Consider the following 16,015-nt stretch of genomic DNA (forward strand, 5'->3'; position numbering starts at 1 on the left):
CCTCAGGCCGAGGGATCGACCGGCGCCGGCTCCGATGCTGCAGGCTTGAGGCGACGCGGCAGGCGCGAGGCCGGCCAGGCGAGCGCAATCAGACACACGCCTGCGCCCGCAAACAGCTCCACCGGCCCGATGAGGCCGACCAGCTGCGCCGCCAGCAGGGCGCCCAACGCCTGGCCGGAAAAGAAGAAGGTGGCATAGAGCGCCACGGCCGAGCCGCGCGCCGCCGGGACCAGCTCGGTGGCCATGATCTGCAAGGTGTTGTGGATCATGTAGAAGCCAAAACCGAGCACGCCGAACAGCGCCAGCATCAGGCCGAGCGAGGGCACCAGCGCAATGGCGATCAGGCATATCCCCGCCACCGTCGCGCCGAGCCCGGCCATGCCGGACAGGCCAAGCCGGCGCACCAGAACCGCCACCAGGAAGGTATAGATCACGCCGCCCACGCCGAACATGCCGAGGGCGAAGCCCGCCTCCACCGCATCTCCGAGTGCGCGCCCCACCATATGGGCGGCAACGAACGGGAACACGCCGAAGATCAGCGCGCCCTCGATGGCGGCGACCAGGAACAGGCGGATCGAGAGGGGATTACTGAACACCACGCGATAGCGCTCCAGCGCCCCGCGCACGGACGGGCGCTGCGGAATTGCCGTCTCGCTGAGGAAGAACATGGCGCCGAACGCCGCAGTACCCGCCACCGCCGCCGTGCACCAGAACACGGCGCGCCATCCGATTAGGGTGGAGATCATGCCCGAGGCCATGGCCCCGCCGAGCTGGCCCAGGACTATGGCCATGAGCAGGCGTCCGAGCGCCTGGGGGCGCTGCCGCATGGTCACGCGATCGCCGACAGTCGCGAGCGCCACAGGTATCACCCCGCCGGCCCACCCGCCGGAAAAGATGCGTCCCGCCATCAAGGCTTCATGGCTTGGCGCCAGCGCGCAGCCGACGAGCCCGAGGCAGAGCATGGACAGCGTCACGCGGATCAGACGCACCCTGCCCACGGCATCACCGATGGGGCCGAACACCAATTGCATCGCGGCATAGGGCAAGGAGAAGGCACTGGCGAGAAGCGCTGCACGCTGCAGCGTCACGGCAAGGTCCGCCGCCAGCAGGTTGAGCATGGGGTCCACCGCGCGCATGGAAAAGGCGCTGGCGAACCCGGCCAGACCGAGGACCAGAAGAAAGGGCATGGCGGCACGGTTTGGAGAAAAGGCGGGGACGTCGCCCTGAGTGAGGGCTCGGTGAGAAAGCTTCCTTGGCGCTCATTCACGGGAGGGTCAAGGCCGGTTTCGCATAGCGCTCGTCCCTGCAATTCCCCTGGCGCATGGCACGCTGAACGAGAAGCATTGACACAGCGCACAAAATCCTTACTTTACAACGTGTCGTCCGATTATTTCGAATCCAAGCGCGCCGAGCGACGACCGCTCGCCCAGCCCCGTACGGCACGGGGCCTGCGATAAGCGGAGCGCTGCCGCATTAAGCGACGATATGTCATTTTCCGAACTCGGCCTGAGCGAAAAAGTCCTCTCGGCCGTCACGGCGTCCGGCTACACCACGCCCACGCCCATCCAGGCGCAAGCCATTCCGCACGTTCTCGCCCGGCGCGACGTGCTGGGCTTGGCGCAGACGGGCACCGGCAAGACCGCCGCCTTCACCCTTCCCATGTTGACCCTGCTGGAGCAGGGCCGGGCACGGGCGCGCATGCCGCGCACCCTCATCCTCGAACCGACGCGCGAACTCGCAGCCCAGGTCGAGGACAGCTTCGCCCGCTACGGCAAGAACCATAAGCTCAATGTCGCGCTGCTGATCGGCGGCGTCTCGTTTGGCGACCAGAACACCAAGCTGGTGCGTGGTGTCGATGTCCTCATCGCCACCCCCGGCCGGCTGCTTGACCATGTGGAGCGCGGGCAACTCCTGCTCTCGGGCATCGAAGTGCTCGTCATCGACGAAGCCGACCGCATGCTGGACATGGGCTTCATTCCCGACATCGAACGCATCTGCAAGCTGGTGCCCTTTACCCGGCAGACGTTGTTCTTCTCCGCCACCATGCCGCCGGAAATCCAGCGGCTCGTGTCGCAATTCCTCTCCAACCCGGTCCGGGTCGAGGTTTCCAAGCCCGCGTCCACGGCCACGACCGTCACCCAGGTCCTGGTTGCCACCGGCCGGGAGGATTATGAAAAGCGCGAGAAGCTGCGCGAACTGATCCGGGGCGCGGAAGGGCTGCAGAACGGCATCGTCTTCTGCAATCGCAAGAGCGAGGTCTCTGTGGTCCACCGCTCCCTGCAGAAGCACGGCTTCAATGTGGTGTGCCTGCACGGCGACATGGACCAGCGGTCCCGCACCCAGGCGCTGGACCAGTTCCGCTCAGGCGAAGCCACCTTGCTGGTGGCCTCCGACGTCGCGGCGCGCGGGCTGGATATTCCGGCCGTCAGCCACGTCTTCAATTATGACGTTCCCCACCATGCGGAGGATTATGTCCACCGCATCGGCCGCACGGGCCGCGCGGGCCGCAGCGGCATGGCCATCGCCTTGATGACCCATGACGACTTGAAGTCCCTGGCCGCCATCGAGAAGCTGATCGGCAATCCCATTCCCTGGCAGGGCGAGCCGCTTGGCGAAGCCCCGCCGCGCGAGCGTCGCACCGGCGCCGGTGACAAGCGCGGCCGCGACAAGGGCCGTGACGGTGGCCGTGGTCGCGAGAAAGGCCGCTCCGCCCGCCCGGAAGAGGGCGACGTGCCGCGCGCCGAGCGTCAGAACACCCGCAACCGCAAGCCGCGCGACGGTGCGCCCCGCGAAGAGGCGGCCCCTGTCGAGATAGCGGCCGCTCCAGTGCGCGAGGCGCGTCCACCGCGTGAGCCGCGCCCGCCGCGGGAACCGCGCGAGGCACCGGCCCGTGACGTGGCGGCTCGCGAGACTGCGCCCCGCGAATCCAGCCGTCCGCCGCGTCGCGAGCGTCCCCCGGTCAACGAGCCGGCGGACATGTCCCACCTCCCCGCCTTCCTGCTGCGCCCCGTGCGCGTGAAGGCAACGAGCTGACCCCGAGGCGTGGGCCGTAAAGGCCCTGCCTCATTTTCTTTCTCTTCGGCCCTGTCCGCTGCAAGAACCCGCTCAGCGGATTTTCAGAGGCCGCCCTCCGGCCGCGCCGGCTTGCCGCGCTTGGTTGCGGACCTCTTGCGCGGCCTCGATGCGGCGGGCTTCTTCAGCCGGGCGGCACGGGCGATTTCGAGCGCACGGCGGGCCAGCGCGGCCAGATCATCCCCATCGTCCAGCGCTGCTTCTGGCACCTTCCAATAGGACATGATGGTGCGCCGTCCCTTCGCTTCATAGCTGAACGGCACCGAGCCGCCCGCCCCCAGGTCCAGGGCGAAGCCTTCATCGACCTTCAGATACAGCTCCCCGCCGACCTCGAGCGCGAACATCGCGCCGTCCGCATAGACGCCGGCGCCGCCGAACATGCGGCGCACGTCCACCGGGCCGAAGTTGGCGAACAATTCGCGAATGTCGTCTGCGGTCACGGCATTTCCGAAGGCGCGGATGGGTCTAAGGCGAGACCAGCGCCGGCTTCTCCGACGGTGCCGCATAAATCAGGGGACGCACCAGCTCCAGCAGCTCTTCCTTCACCGCCGTAGCATCGGCGGGCTTGGTGGTCGCGGAGACGGTCAGTTCGATCCGGTCATAGCCGAGCTTGCCAAGAACGACACTCGGCGCAGGAGTCGCCAGGACCCGCTGATCTTGTTGGAGGAAGGCGAGCACCTTGGCGCGAAACGCGTCCACATCCATACTGGTCGCCACCTCCAGCGCCACCGACACCGTCGAATCGCCAGCCGGATAGGCGGACTTGTTCAGGATCGCGGTGCCCCACACCTGCCCGTTGGGGATCAGGATCTGCACATTGGCGGCGCCTGCAAGTTCGGTGGTGAACAAGGTGAGGGCCTTCACCGTGCCGGCCTTTCCGGCGACCTCCACTTGGTCGCCGACACGGAACGGCCGGAAGATCAGCAACATCACGCCCGCGGCCATGTTGGACAAGGTGCCCTGCAAGGCGAGACCGACGGCCAAGGAGGCTGCACCCAACACGGCGATGATACTGGTGGTCTGGATCCCGAAACGCTGGAGTACCGCAACCAGCACGAACACCAGCACGGCATATTTGGCGAGGCTGGCGAGAAAGCTCGCCACCGTCACGTCGATCCGCCCTGTGGCGCTGAGGCCGCGCATCAGCAGGCCCTCGACGGTGCGCGCAATCCACCAGCCGACACCCAGCAGAACCAGTGCGTAGACCACATTCAGGCCGTAGACGACCGCCACTTCGCCCAGGTGTTCGGTATCGATATCCATCGCCAAGGCCTCGCTACTGTAGTGAAGGGATTGAAGAGGCAAACGCGCGGCGATGCAATAAGTTCGCTGGCGTCCGCGCGGGGTTCCGGCGGGCCGCGCGAATGAATATGGTGCCGCTCCTTTATCGGCAGCGTTGGACCATGCCCGCATCATCCTCTCTTCTCGACCGGGCGATCGCCCTTCACGATTCCGGCCAATTGGACGAAGCGGCGGACCTCTATGGCGAGATTCTGCGCGCGACACCGCGAGACGGCGAGGCCCTGTTCCGGCTCGGCCGGCTCCAATGCCAGCAAGGGCGGCTGGAGGATGGCGTGCGCCTCCTTCAGGACGCGACGCAAGCCGCGCCGCAGGACGGGCGGGCATTCGATCTGCTTGGTCTGGCATTGGAGCGGCTCGACCGCCTGACGGAAGCGCTCGCGGCCTACGATCGGGCCATCGCCCTCGCGCCGGAAAATCCCGATGCCTGGGGCAGCCGCGCCGGCGTGCTCGGCGCCCTCGGCCGCCGCACCGAGGCGCTGCGCGCTTATGACGAATCCTTGCGCCTCGCCCCTCGCCGTCCCGAAGGCTGGCTCAATCGCGGCGCGTTGTTGCAGGAGATGGACAGGCACGAGGATGCCATCAAATCCTTCGACACCGCGCTCGCCATGTCCCCGAACATGGGCGCTGCGCATCTCAACCGGGGTGTCTCGCTGAGCACCCTGATGCGCTACGCGCCTGCCCTGACGGCTTTTGAAGCCGTGCTGGCGGCGGAACCGGACAATGTGGACGCGCTGTCCAATACGGCGCTCGCCCTACGCAATCTGGACCGCCCGCAGGAGGCGCTGGAACTGCTGGACCGGGCGCTCGTGCTTGATCCCCGTGCCGCGCAGGCCCACGCCAACCGCGCCAGCGTGCTGCTGGACCTGCGGCGTTTTTCCGAAGGCGTGGAAAGCGCCACGCGCGCCGCGGAACTGGCGCCCGACCGGCCTGACATTCTCTATCCGCGCGCCCTGCTGCTCTCCACCGTCGGACGGCATGGAGACGCGATAGCTGATCTCGATCGGGCGCTCACCCGCGATCCCGCCTTCATCCGCGCCCGCATTCTGCGCGCCCAGCTCCAGATGGACCTCGGCCGGCTGGAGGATGGCAGGCGTGACCTTGAACCCCTGGTGCAGGCGGCGCCGCCGCACCCGGAAGTCGCGTTCCTGCTGGCCACCGCGCGCCTGCGCAGCGGCGACTGGATGCGCGGCCTGCCTTTGTTCGAGCGCCGCAACGAGCTGCGCCAGAAGGGTTATGCGGAATTTCCCTACCCGCGCTGGACGGGAGACAAGCCGGACCAGAAAAGCCTGCTCGTGCTCCAGGCCGAACAGGGGCGCGGCGACATCATCCAGTTCGCTCGGTTCGCGCCGCTGCTCGGCCGCCTCGGTCACAAGGTGGCCCTCGCGGCCACACCCGAGATGCTGCCCCTCCTGTCGGGGATCGAAGGTATTGCGGGCGTCATGAGCATCGAGCAGGCCATCGGGCTGCGCGAGCCGGCGCGCTGGGCGCCGCTGATGAGCGTGCCGCATCTGCTCCATCTGACGCCGCAGACGCTGCCGCCCTTCGCGCCTTATCTGAAGGCGCAGCCCACCCGCACCGAGGCGTGGCGGCAGAGGCTGGGCGACGGCGGCTTCAAGATCGCCGTGGCCTGGGCGGGAAATCCCAAGGGTGAAGCCGGGATGAGCCGGGCCTTTCCACTCGCAGCTCTTGCGCCGGTCGCGGCGCTGGACGGCGTGCGGATCCTCTCGCTTCAGAAGGGTCCGGGCGAGGAGCAGGCGGAGGCCGCCGGCCTGCCGTTCGCGGTCGAGCACATGGCGGCTATCGATCCGCCGGGCGAGACCTTCCTCGATAGCGCGGCGATCCTTGCTGCGTGCGATCTGGTGATTTCGTGCGATACCGCCATGATCCATCTGGCCGGCGCGCTCGGCCGCCCGGCCCTGCTGGCGCTGATTGCCGGCTGCGACTGGCGCTGGCTGGCGGTGCGGGAGGATACCCCCTGGTATCCGAGCGTGCGTCTGTTCCGTCAGGATGTGCCGGGGGGGTGGAGCACCGTGTTCGCGCGCATGGCGGAAGACGTGAAGCGGCGCATGACGGCGGTCCCTGATTGAGGCGTAGGCAGCCTCAGTCCAGCAGGGCGAGCAGGCGCGCGGCCGCGTCCATCTCCAGTTTGCGGGCGGCATGGCGCGCCGCTGCAAGCTCGTCCTCACCCCATTGGGCACGGTTCCACGCCTCGTCCACATGGGCGGCGGTCCATGCGGTTTCCGCATCGATCGCGCCATAGGCCACCGCCAGCGCCAGTAGGGCGGAGCCGGTGAGCGCCGTCATCGAGGTGACAGCCGCCAGGCGGAACGGCTCGCGCGGCACCAAGTCCGCGATGCGCGCCAAGGTCTCGTCCGGCTGCTTCACATGGCGTACGCCGGTGCTGAGGAAAAATCGGGCGCCGTGCTGGTCGCGGAACCAACCCAGAACCGGGTCCCACGCCTGCGCCTGCTGCGCCTCCAGCCGCTCCGGGCCATCCGCGCGATAGCAGAGCAGGTCGGTGCCGGCATAGCTGACCACCTCGGCGGCGGAGGCGGCAGGATCGCGCATCACCCCGTCCAGCACCACATTGACGAGGCGCGTCAGCGGCATGGCGTGGGGATTGATCTCGCTGATCTGAGCCTCCCATTCGGCGGCCACCGCCTCGGCGAGGGCGCGCGTGGGCAGGCGCAGGATATCGCGGGCCGGCGTGCGCACCGGCCGCCCATCCAGAAGAATGGTGAAGCCATCCACCTCCGTGCCGACGCTCGCGGCCTTGTAAAACCGCTTCGGCAACGTCACCCGCTGGGCGGCGCGCACGGATTCCGCCGGGTCGATACCCGTTGTTTCGATGCCTTCGAGAAGATCGCGCATGTGGGTCCCGTGATTTCGCCTGGCGCGCCTTACGCGGAAACGCGCGCGAACAAGGTCTCGATGGCCGTCGGCAGCTCCGCGAACCGGTCCACCATCAGGTCCGCGCCGGCTGCCAGCAACGCGCCGCGTTCATGATAGCCCCAGCCGACGGCGATGGCGAAGGCGCCGGCCGCCTTGGCCATTTGCATATCGTAGGTTGTATCTCCCACCACCACGGTCAAGGCCGGATCCGCGCCAAGCTCCGCCATCGCCTGCAGCACCATGGCCGGATGCGGCTTGGAGGGGGCATCGTCTGCCGTCTGGATGGTGGAGAACCAGCCTTCCATTTGGTGACCCGTCAGCACGCGGCGCACGCCGCGCCGGGCCTTGCCGGTCACCATGCCCAATTGCAGGTCGGTGCGGGCGCGCAGCGCTTCCAGCGTCTCCCGCGCCCCGGGATAAAGCGGCTCGGTGGGCGCGGCTTCGCGCTGCGTGCGGTAGGTGGAGCGATAGGCCGCCTCGAGCGCCTCCACGGGAAAGTCCGCGGCCCCGCGCGAGAGCACCGCGAACGTCTCCGGCAGCGAGAGGCCGACGACCGACAAAATCTCCCCCCGCTCTGGCGGCGCCACGCCGCAGGAAACGAAGGCAGCGCTCATGGCCTCGACGATCGCGTGCTGGCTATCCACCAGCGTGCCGTCGCAATCGAACAGGACCAGGCCGGAAGAGGTGTCGTCCGTCGTCATTTCTGGGTCAGCTTGTCGGTGGCGAGATCATAAGTCCAGGATATGGCGTTGGGATCGGAGAATTGAATGGTCTTAAACCCGCGCTGCTTGCATTGGCGCGGGAACGGGCCGGACGCGATCAGTTCCACGGCGGTCTTGGCCGGGAAATTGAACTTGATGGCGATCGTGGTCGCCTCCTGCCCGCTGGTCGTGACCTGAAGATCGAGCCCGTTCTGGACAAAATTATCCTGGGTGGTCTTCGCGAAGGCGCGCCGGGTCGGTTCGTCCGCCGATGGAAGCGTTACGCCCGGACGCACGGTCGGCAAGGCGGTCTCCGGCTCCGGCGCATTGGCGGGAGCGGATGACGGGGCAGTCGCAATCTGAGGGGCAGCGGCCTGCGGATCGGGCGCGGCCGGGACAGATGGGCTCGGGGCCGGTGCCGCAGTGACATCCGCCGAGACGGGTGCGGCCGGCGCGGGCTGAACCGGCGCACCGGCATCCTGTACCGCGCCGCCGTGGGGCGGGCTGAGCATGATCCATACCCCCGCCCCGGCCAAGAGCGCGACCAGGACGCCCGCGGCGCCGACGATAAGGGGGAGCATCGAACGGCGCGGCGGCAGGGCGGTGCCGCATTCAGCGCATTCATGGGCGTGGGGATGCGTCGGTGCTCCACAGCCGGGACACACGTCTGGCTGTCGGCTCATGCATCGTCTCCGTAACTAGATTGGATGACTCGCCCCCGGGGCATCCCTGTAGCGCGGTTTGTCCGCAGGGGAAACCTGCACGGCGGACGCTGACCTGGGTCAGGCGCCGGCCGCTGCGGCAGGACGGCTCTCTTTCTGATCAGGATTCCGGCGCTTCCAGGATCGGATCGTACTGAGTCGCATCCAGCCCCAGCACCGCCCAGGATTGCGCCATATGGGGTGGAAGCGGCGCCGACACATCGATCACGCCAGTGCCACGCGGATGGGGAATCACGATGCGGCGTGCCAACAGATGCAGCTTGTTCTGCATACCCCCGGGAAATTCCCAGTTCTCGATGTTGAAATATTTCGGGTCGCCGACAATGGGATGGCCGATGTGGGCCATGTGCGCGCGCAACTGATGGGTGCGGCCAGTGACCGGCTTCAGGGAAAGCCAGGCCATCTTCTGAGCCGCCTGGTCGACGACGGCATAATAGGTCAGGGCGTGGCTCGCCTCGTCCTCGCCGTGCTTCGCAACCCGCATGCGCTCCTCGCTCTCCTCACGGGCCAGATAGGTGGAGATACGGCCCTGGCGGGGCTTTGGCACGCCGGGCACGAGCGCCCAATAGATCTTGCGCGCCTCGCGCGAGCGGAAGCTCTTGGTGAGGATGGAGGCTGCAAGGCGCGTCTTGGCGATCAGCAGGCAGCCGGCGGTGTCTTTGTCGATGCGATGGACGAGGCGCGGCTTCTGCCCGTCGCGATCGCGCATGGAATCCAGCATGCCGTCGATATGACGATAGGTGCCCGACCCACCCTGGACCGCGAGGCCCATGGGCTTGTTGAGCACCATCACGTCCTTGTCCTCATAGAGGATCATGGCCTTCAGCGCGGTGAGATCATCGCTCTCGCGGCGCGCCGCGGCTGCGATCACGCCACGCGGAGCGGCCGGGCGTTGACCCGCCTCACCCCCTGGCGCGGCGGACCGCGCCGCCTCATCGGCAGCATCCACCGGCTCGATTCCATCGGAGTCCACGCCCAGCGGGGGAACGCGCACGCTCTGGCCCGGCTCGAGCCGGGTGGAGGTTTTCGCGCGCCCGCCATCCACGCGCACCTGCCCTGTGCGCACTAGCTTCTGGAGGTGGCCGAAGGACAGATCCGGGAAATGCGCCTTGAACCAGCGGTCGAGGCGCATCCCGGCCTCGTCCGCACTCACCTGCTTTACTTCGACCGCCATGGGTCACATCCTCGCAACGGTCGGAACTTGCGCGCAGATTTACGCGTCCCCCGCCGCTATGTCACGCAATGGCGCGCATAAGTGCCATGCCGGCCAACACGGCGAGGATGCAAAGCACCAGTGAGCCGATGGCATAAGCCGCGGCATAGCCCCAGACGCCGCGTTCCATCAGCAGGGCGAACTCCAGCGAAAACGTGGAGAAGGTCGTGAACCCGCCCAGGACACCGGTGGTCAGGAACAGGCGTGTGGGCTGCGACCAGCTCACCCCGGACCTCATGGCGAACCAAATGGTCGCCACCCCCATGATGAAACAGCCGAGCACGTTGATGAACATCGTGACGTAGGGAAAGTCCACCATGCCCAGCAGGCGCAAGCCCGCCAGATTGAACAGATGGCGCATCAGACCGCCAAGGCCCGCCCCGACGAACACCAGAAGCGCGGGAATCATGGCTGCACCTGCACGAATGAAGGACCTCTTCGTCTTAGCGGTCCCGGCCGTCCCGCATCAAGGGCATCGGCCGGGATTTTTGCACCGCAGCACCGGCCCCGGCATCACGGCTCCCCACGCTCCGCCCGCAATCGCGCCCAATAGTCCATGCGCTTCTTGATCTCGCGCTCGAAGCCGCGCTCCACCGGATGGAAGAAGCTCTGCCGCCCCAGCTGCTCGGGAAAGTAGTTCTGCCCCGAGAACGCATCGGGCTCATCATGATCGTAGCGATAGCCCTTGCCATAGCCCTCGCCCTTCATGAGCTTGGTGGGGGCATTTAGAATGTGCTTGGGCGGCACCAGCGAGCCGCCGGCCTTGGCGGTGCGCATCGCCGCCGACCAGGCCTTGTAGACCGAATTGGATTTGGGTGCGGTCGCCATGTAGACGGCCGCCTCGGCCAGCGCCAGCTCGCCCTCAGGCGAGCCGAGGAAGTCGTAGGCTTCCTTCGCCGCATTGGCGACCACCAGGGCCTGCGGATCGGCGAGCCCGATATCCTCTACCGCCATGCGCACCAGCCGGCGGGCCAGGAACAAGGGGCTTTCCCCGGCATCCAGCATGCGGGCGAGATAATAGAGCGCCGCGTCCGGGTCCGACCCGCGGACGGATTTGTGCAAGGCGGAGATGAGGTTGTAATGGCCGTCCTCGCTCTTGTCGTAGATTGGCGCGCGGCGCTGCACCACCTCTTGCAGGCCGGCCGTATCGAACACCTCGCCGGGGCGGGCGGCGCGCCAGACCTCCTCGGCCAGGGTCAACGCCGCTCGCCCGTCGCCGTCCGCCATGCGCGCGAGCGCGGCGCGGGCGTCGGCATCCAGCGGCAGGGGCCGCTCCTCAACCTCCTCGGCACGCGCCAGCAGACGGGAAATCGCCTCTTCATCGAGCGCGCGGAACACCAGCACCCGAGCGCGCGAGAGCAAGGCGGCGTTGAGCTCGAACGACGGATTTTCTGTGGTGGCGCCGACCAGCGTCACCGTGCCGTCCTCCATCACGGGTAGGAAGCTGTCCTGTTGGGCACGGTTGAAGCGATGGATCTCATCCACGAACAGCAGCGTGCCCCGCCCCGTCGCACGGCGATGGCGAGCCTGCTCGAACACCTTCTTCAGATCCGCGACGCCGGAGAAGATGGCCGAGATCTGCTCGAAATGCAGGTCGGTGGCGTGGGCCAGCAGGCGCGCCACCGTGGTCTTGCCGGTCCCAGGCGGTCCCCAGAGGATCAGCGAGCCGAGGGAGCGGCCCTCCAGCATGCGCGTGAGCACTCCGTCGGGCCCAACCAGATGGTCCTGCCCCACCACGTCGGCGATCTTCTCCGGGCGCAGCCGATCCGCCAGGGGGCGCGGCGCCCCCTGTTCCAACCCGGCTGCTTCGAATAAGGTCGCCATGCCCCGCCCTCAGACCCGTTCCCGGTTCAACCGCCGATCACGGCATTGATGACGCGCCCACGGCGCGCCACGCTCACCTGCCACGCCCGCATGGGCGCGCGCGTGGCCTGCTCCAGATCCGCCGTGCGGGCGATCCTGGCGCCGTTGACCGCGAGGATGACATCCCCGGCGCGGAAGCCTGCGGCGGCGGCGGGAGAGTTCTCCGCCACATCCGCCACCACCACACCAGTGTCGTCGACATCTACCCGCATTTCCTCGGCGACGGCGGGCGAGACATTCACCACCCGTGCGCCCGCAAAGGGAGACCGCCCCCGCAAAACCACTTCGTCACGCGGCACGCTTTCAGGTGCCGGTTCCAGGGCCACCTTCACCTGCATCTCGCGGCCCTGGCGGTTCACCGTAAACGTGACCACGCCGCCGATGGGCCGAGTGGCGAACCGATAGCCGAGGGATTCCGGATCATCCACCCCCTGCCCTTCCACCGCGACAATGAGATCGCCGGTCTTGATTCCTGCCTTGGAGGCCGGGCTGGCGGCAAGCACGCTTTGCACCAGGACGCCGGTCGGCCGGGCAATACCGAGCCCCTCGGCAATCTCCGGCGTCACGCGCTGGAGCTTGGCGCCGAGCCAGGGCCGGCGCACCGTGGCCGACCCCGCCTTCGCCGATTCAAGCACCACGCGTACCATGTTGGTCGGGATGGCGAAGCCGATGCCGTGGGATCCGCCGGAGCGGGAATAGATCGCCGTATTGATGCCGATCAGCCGCCCCGCCATGTCGACGAGCGCGCCACCCGAATTGCCGGGATTGATCGCCGCGTCAGTCTGAATGAAAAACTGGTAATCCGATACGCCCACCTGCGTGCGGGCGAGCGCCGAAACGATGCCCTGCGTCACCGTCTGGCCGACGCCGAAGGGATCGCCGATCGCCAGCACCAGATCGCCGACGGCGAGATCATCCGAATTGCCCAGCTCCAGGCTCGCATAGGTCTCCTGATCGCCCTTGATGCGCAGCACGGCGAGATCGGTGCGCGGATCGCTGAGCATCAATTCGGCGTCGAACTCGCGCTTGTCGTTCAGCGCGATGCGGATCTGGTCAGCACCCTGGATCACATGGTGGTTGGTGACCACAAGGCCGCTCGGATCCACGATGACGCCTGATCCCAGCGAGCGTTGCATCCGCTCGGGCCCGCCGAGGCCTGGTGCGTCGCCGCCCTGCCCGCCGCCGAAAAAGCGCCGGAAGAAGGGATCGTCAAAGAAGGGATTGGAGCGCGGTGCACTCTTCAGCGCGTAGACGTTCACGACCGCCGGAGCCGTGCGCGCCACCACCGGAGCAAAGCTGAGGGTGATTTCGTTCCGCGATGCCGGCACCTGTGCTTGCGGGGCCGGCGTCGTCTGGGCGAGCGCTTCCCCTGTCATCGCGATCGCCAGTAGCCCGAGCACTCCCGCCGCGCAGGCGAGCGAAGCACCGGTCCGCGTGGGCCGGGCGGGCAAAGTCGGCAATGAGCGATCGAAGCGAAGGAAGCGGGAAATGCCAGATGCCATGAGCCACCTTAGGTCCGCGCCGACACCGAGCGGCGGCGCACGCAACATATAGAGCCTGCCTGAAACGAAAGAAGGGCGACCTTGCGGCCGCCCTTCCAAAACGCTCGAAAACTGAACGAGATCCAGCCTCAGGCCGCAGCAGCCTCAGCGGCGGTGCGGGCGTGGTCGGAAGCGCCCTTGGCGTCCACGTCCCGATCGACGAACTCAATCACCGCAACCGGGGTCGAGTCGCCATAGCGGAAGCCGGCCTTGACGATGCGGGTGTAGCCACCCGGCCGCGCCTGATAACGGGGCGCGATCACGTCGAACAGCTTCTTCACCACTGCAACGTCGCGCAGCTCGGCGATGGCCTGGCGGCGCGCATGCAGATCGCCGCGACGGGCGAGCGTAACAAGCTTTTCCACCACCGGGCGAAGATCCTTCGCCTTGGGCAGGGTGGTGACGATCTGCTCATGGGTGATGAGCGCCGCGCTGAGGTTCATGAACATCGCCTTGCGATGTTCCCAGGTGCGGTTGAACTTGCGATGTACCTTGCCGTGACGCATGACGGCGAACTCCTAAAATCCGACGGCGTTTCGAGCCGGCTTATGGTTGAGCGGCTCGAGCCGCGTATGGAAAGCTCAGTAGTGATCTTCGAAGCGCTTTGCCAGCTCTTCGATGTTCTCAGGCGGCCAGCCCGGCACTTCCATGCCGAGATGCAGACCCATGGAAGCCAGGACTTCCTTGATCTCGTTCAGCGACTTGCGCCCGAAGTTCGGCGTGCGGAGCATCTCCGTCTCGCTCTTCTGGATCAGGTCGCCGATATAGACGATGTTGTCGTTCTTCAGGCAGTTCGCCGAGCGCACCGAAAGCTCCAGCTCGTCCACCTTCTTGAGAAGCGCCGGGTTGAAGGGCAGCTCCTGAATGGCGGTGGATTCGCTCTCGCGCTTGGGCTCTTCGAAGTTCACGAAGATCTCAAGCTGGTCCTGCAGGATTCGCGCGGCATATGCCAGTGCATCTTCCGCAGAAATGGACCCGTCGGTCTCAATCTGCATGGTCAGCTTGTCATAGTCGAGAATCTGACCCTCACGGGTGTTCTCGACCTTGTAGGAGACCTTGCGGACCGGCGAATACAGGCTGTCGATGGGGATGAGCCCGATGGGCGCATCTTCCGGCCGGTTACGGTCGGCCGCCACATAGCCCTTGCCGGTGTCGATGGTGAATTCCATCCGCAGCTCGGCGCCGTCGTCCAGCGTGCAGATGACGAGGTTCGGGTTGAGAACCTGAATGTCGCCCACGGTCTGGATGTCGCCGGCGGTCAGCACGCCGGGGCCGGTCTTCTTCGCAACCAGACGCTTGGGGCCTTCGCCCTGCATCTTGATGGCGATGTCCTTGATGTTCAGGATGATGTCCGTCACATCCTCGCGCACGCCGGGGATCGACGAAAACTCGTGCAACACGCCGTCGATATGCACCGAGGTCACCGCCGCGCCCTGCAGAGAGGACAGCAGGATGCGCCGCAGCGAATTGCCGAGGGTCATGCCGAAGCCACGCTCCAGCGGCTCGGCCACAACGGTGGCGAGGCGCTTGGGATCGCGGCCAGCCGTGACCTGCAACTTCTCGGGCTTGATCAGTTCTTGCCAGTTCTTCTGAATCACTTGCGTCACCTTGCCTTCTCACCGGGCCGCTGCACTCAGGTGCCATCTCTGACCGCGAGGCGCCGACCCGTCCCGTATGCGGGGGGAGGAACCGGGCAGAAGGCTCGCCGACCGGGTCGGCGAGCCAATGGAACGCTCAGACGCGCCGGCGCTTGCGCGGACGGCAGCCGTTATGCGGGATCGGGGTCACATCCCGGATCGACGTCACCATGAAGCCCGCGGCCTGAAGGGCGCGCAGGGCCGACTCACGTCCCGAGCCGGGACCGGAGACTTCCACTTCCAGGGTGCGCATGCCGTGCTCGGCGGCCTTGCGGGCCGCGTCCTCGGCGGCAACCTGCGCGGCGTATGGGGTGGACTTGCGCGAGCCCTTGAAGCCCATGGCGCCGGCCGACGACCAGGAAATGGTATTTCCCTGCGCGTCCGTGATGGTGATCATGGTGTTGTTGAACGATGCGTTCACATGCGCGACGCCGGAGGCGATGTTCTTGCGCTCACGACGTTTAACGCGGGTAGCTTCCTTGGCCATCTGTACTTTGATCCTTCAGGCGCGCCCGTAACACCAGGCGCTCGGGATGGGTACTCCCATACGGGAGCGGGTCGAGCGAAACACAAAAAGGAAGGCCGGCGGACCGGCCTCCCCTGATCGCGCTAGGCGCGGATCACTTCTTCTTGCCGGCGATCGCCTTCGCCGGACCCTTGCGGGTGCGGGCGTTGGTGTGGGTGCGCTGGCCGCGCACCGGCAGGCCGCGACGATGGCGCAGGCCGCGATAGCAGCCGAGGTCCATCAGACGCTTGATGTTCATGGACACTTCGCGGCGCAGGTCGCCTTCCACGATGTAATCGCGGTCGATGGTCTCGCGGATCTGCAGCACTTCCTGGTCGGTGAGCTGGTTCACGCGGCGTTCAGCCGGGATGTTCACCTTGGTCACGATCTCTTCGGCCTTCTTCGCGCCGATGCCGTGAATGTACTGAAGCGCAATGATGACGCGCTTGTTGGTCGGGATGTTGACGCCTGCGATACGAGCCACGTGTCTCTCCATGTGGACCGCCCACGAGTGTGGACAGTGTCTCCGCGTCCGGTGGAGGCCGGCCCATGCGGAGATAAAACAAA

Annotated in this window: 16 protein-coding genes; 2 read left to right on the plus strand and 14 right to left on the minus strand. The window is 66.8% G+C overall.

From position 1 onward, the window contains the following. Nucleotides 1-2: 2 nt before the first annotated feature. The gene (locus tag V5F68_RS10945) at nucleotides 3-1,187 is read right to left on the minus strand and encodes an MFS transporter (protein ID WP_394012573.1); all 1,185 of its coding nucleotides are present in this window, start codon (nucleotides 1,185-1,187) and stop codon (nucleotides 3-5) included. 298 nt (nucleotides 1,188-1,485) lie between these two features. Here V5F68_RS10945 and V5F68_RS10950 point away from each other — a divergent pair, with 298 nt between their 5' ends. Beyond that, nucleotides 1,486-3,033 (plus strand): DEAD/DEAH box helicase, encoded by a 1,548-nt coding sequence (locus tag V5F68_RS10950; RefSeq protein WP_394012574.1) that lies wholly within the window; start codon nucleotides 1,486-1,488, stop codon nucleotides 3,031-3,033. Between the two features lie 83 nt (nucleotides 3,034-3,116). On the opposite strand, the gene V5F68_RS10955 is transcribed toward V5F68_RS10950, so the two are convergent. Together V5F68_RS10955 and V5F68_RS10960 are read right to left on the minus strand one after the other, a co-directional pair. Then, nucleotides 3,117-3,512: a TfoX/Sxy family protein gene (locus tag V5F68_RS10955; protein ID WP_394012575.1), complete on the minus strand. Its 396-nt coding sequence runs from the start codon at nucleotides 3,510-3,512 to the stop codon at nucleotides 3,117-3,119. A gap of 25 nt (nucleotides 3,513-3,537) precedes the next feature. Next, nucleotides 3,538-4,335: a mechanosensitive ion channel family protein gene (locus V5F68_RS10960; RefSeq protein ID WP_394012576.1), complete on the minus strand. Its 798-nt coding sequence runs from the start codon at nucleotides 4,333-4,335 to the stop codon at nucleotides 3,538-3,540. 140 nt (nucleotides 4,336-4,475) lie between these two features. Here V5F68_RS10960 and V5F68_RS10965 point away from each other — a divergent pair, with 140 nt between their 5' ends. Then, complete coding sequence (locus V5F68_RS10965; protein WP_394012577.1) at nucleotides 4,476-6,461, plus strand: tetratricopeptide repeat protein; 1,986 nt, start codon at nucleotides 4,476-4,478, stop codon at nucleotides 6,459-6,461. 13 nt (nucleotides 6,462-6,474) lie between these two features. Here V5F68_RS10965 and V5F68_RS10970 read toward each other — a convergent pair whose 3' ends face one another. The 11 genes from V5F68_RS10970 to rpsM form a co-directional block, all read right to left on the minus strand. Further along, nucleotides 6,475-7,245 (minus strand): ATP12 family chaperone protein, encoded by a 771-nt coding sequence (locus tag V5F68_RS10970; RefSeq protein WP_394012578.1) that lies wholly within the window; start codon nucleotides 7,243-7,245, stop codon nucleotides 6,475-6,477. Between the two features lie 29 nt (nucleotides 7,246-7,274). Then, the gene (locus tag V5F68_RS10975; RefSeq protein WP_394012579.1) at nucleotides 7,275-7,967 is read right to left on the minus strand and encodes an HAD-IA family hydrolase; all 693 of its coding nucleotides are present in this window, start codon (nucleotides 7,965-7,967) and stop codon (nucleotides 7,275-7,277) included. Continuing rightward, the gene (locus tag V5F68_RS10980; RefSeq protein WP_394012580.1) at nucleotides 7,964-8,650 is read right to left on the minus strand and encodes a hypothetical protein; all 687 of its coding nucleotides are present in this window, start codon (nucleotides 8,648-8,650) and stop codon (nucleotides 7,964-7,966) included. The genes V5F68_RS10975 and V5F68_RS10980 overlap by 4 nt, the downstream gene beginning before the upstream one ends. 139 nt (nucleotides 8,651-8,789) lie before the next feature. Next, entirely contained in the window at nucleotides 8,790-9,863 is a 1,074-nt protein-coding gene (locus tag V5F68_RS10985; RefSeq protein ID WP_394012581.1) for an RluA family pseudouridine synthase, read from the minus strand. 61 nt (nucleotides 9,864-9,924) lie between these two features. Next, nucleotides 9,925-10,311 carry a fluoride efflux transporter CrcB gene (gene crcB, locus V5F68_RS10990; protein ID WP_394012582.1) on the minus strand — a complete coding sequence of 129 codons (387 nt, stop codon included), beginning with the start codon at nucleotides 10,309-10,311 and terminating at the stop codon, nucleotides 9,925-9,927. Nucleotides 10,312-10,415: 104 nt separating this feature from the next. After that, complete coding sequence (locus V5F68_RS10995; RefSeq protein WP_394012583.1) at nucleotides 10,416-11,726, minus strand: replication-associated recombination protein A; 1,311 nt, start codon at nucleotides 11,724-11,726, stop codon at nucleotides 10,416-10,418. A gap of 26 nt (nucleotides 11,727-11,752) precedes the next feature. After that, nucleotides 11,753-13,141: a Do family serine endopeptidase gene (locus V5F68_RS11000; protein ID WP_394012584.1), complete on the minus strand. Its 1,389-nt coding sequence runs from the start codon at nucleotides 13,139-13,141 to the stop codon at nucleotides 11,753-11,755. Nucleotides 13,142-13,395: 254 nt separating this feature from the next. Further along, nucleotides 13,396-13,812 (minus strand): 50S ribosomal protein L17, encoded by a 417-nt coding sequence (gene rplQ, locus V5F68_RS11005; RefSeq protein ID WP_348845072.1) that lies wholly within the window; start codon nucleotides 13,810-13,812, stop codon nucleotides 13,396-13,398. Between the two features lie 75 nt (nucleotides 13,813-13,887). Then, a complete protein-coding gene (locus V5F68_RS11010) occupies nucleotides 13,888-14,913 on the minus strand; it encodes a DNA-directed RNA polymerase subunit alpha (protein WP_394012585.1) in 1,026 nt (341 codons plus the stop codon). Between the two features lie 127 nt (nucleotides 14,914-15,040). After that, nucleotides 15,041-15,430: a 30S ribosomal protein S11 gene (rpsK, locus tag V5F68_RS11015; protein WP_348845071.1), complete on the minus strand. Its 390-nt coding sequence runs from the start codon at nucleotides 15,428-15,430 to the stop codon at nucleotides 15,041-15,043. Nucleotides 15,431-15,563: 133 nt separating this feature from the next. Further along, nucleotides 15,564-15,932 (minus strand): 30S ribosomal protein S13, encoded by a 369-nt coding sequence (gene rpsM / locus V5F68_RS11020; RefSeq protein WP_348845283.1) that lies wholly within the window; start codon nucleotides 15,930-15,932, stop codon nucleotides 15,564-15,566. Nucleotides 15,933-16,015: the final 83 nt, after the last annotated feature.

This window comes from Roseixanthobacter pseudopolyaromaticivorans, assembly GCF_043195145.2.
GTDB lineage: Bacteria > Pseudomonadota > Alphaproteobacteria > Rhizobiales > Xanthobacteraceae > NCEH01.

Bases quoted from the DNA above. Each gene is read 5' to 3' on its own strand.
- rplQ (WP_348845072.1), bottom strand. From the start codon at position 13,812: ATGCGTCACGGCAAGGTACATCGCAAGTTCAACCGCACCTGGGAACAT.
- V5F68_RS10945 (WP_394012573.1), bottom strand. From the start codon at position 1,187: ATGCCCTTTCTTCTGGTCCTCGGTCTGGCCGGGTTCGCCAGCGCCTTT.
- V5F68_RS10975 (WP_394012579.1), bottom strand. From the start codon at position 7,967: ATGACGACGGACGACACCTCTTCCGGCCTGGTCCTGTTCGATTGCGAC.
- V5F68_RS10960 (WP_394012576.1), bottom strand. From the start codon at position 4,335: ATGGATATCGATACCGAACACCTGGGCGAAGTGGCGGTCGTCTACGGC.
- V5F68_RS10970 (WP_394012578.1), bottom strand. From the start codon at position 7,245: ATGCGCGATCTTCTCGAAGGCATCGAAACAACGGGTATCGACCCGGCG.
- V5F68_RS10965 (WP_394012577.1), top strand. From the start codon at position 4,476: ATGCCCGCATCATCCTCTCTTCTCGACCGGGCGATCGCCCTTCACGAT.
- V5F68_RS10980 (WP_394012580.1), bottom strand. From the start codon at position 8,650: ATGAGCCGACAGCCAGACGTGTGTCCCGGCTGTGGAGCACCGACGCAT.
- rpsK (WP_348845071.1), bottom strand. From the start codon at position 15,430: ATGGCCAAGGAAGCTACCCGCGTTAAACGTCGTGAGCGCAAGAACATC.
- V5F68_RS10995 (WP_394012583.1), bottom strand. From the start codon at position 11,726: ATGGCGACCTTATTCGAAGCAGCCGGGTTGGAACAGGGGGCGCCGCGC.
- V5F68_RS10950 (WP_394012574.1), top strand. From the start codon at position 1,486: ATGTCATTTTCCGAACTCGGCCTGAGCGAAAAAGTCCTCTCGGCCGTC.
- V5F68_RS11000 (WP_394012584.1), bottom strand. From the start codon at position 13,141: ATGACAGGGGAAGCGCTCGCCCAGACGACGCCGGCCCCGCAAGCACAG.
- V5F68_RS10985 (WP_394012581.1), bottom strand. From the start codon at position 9,863: ATGGCGGTCGAAGTAAAGCAGGTGAGTGCGGACGAGGCCGGGATGCGC.
- crcB (WP_394012582.1), bottom strand. From the start codon at position 10,311: ATGATTCCCGCGCTTCTGGTGTTCGTCGGGGCGGGCCTTGGCGGTCTG.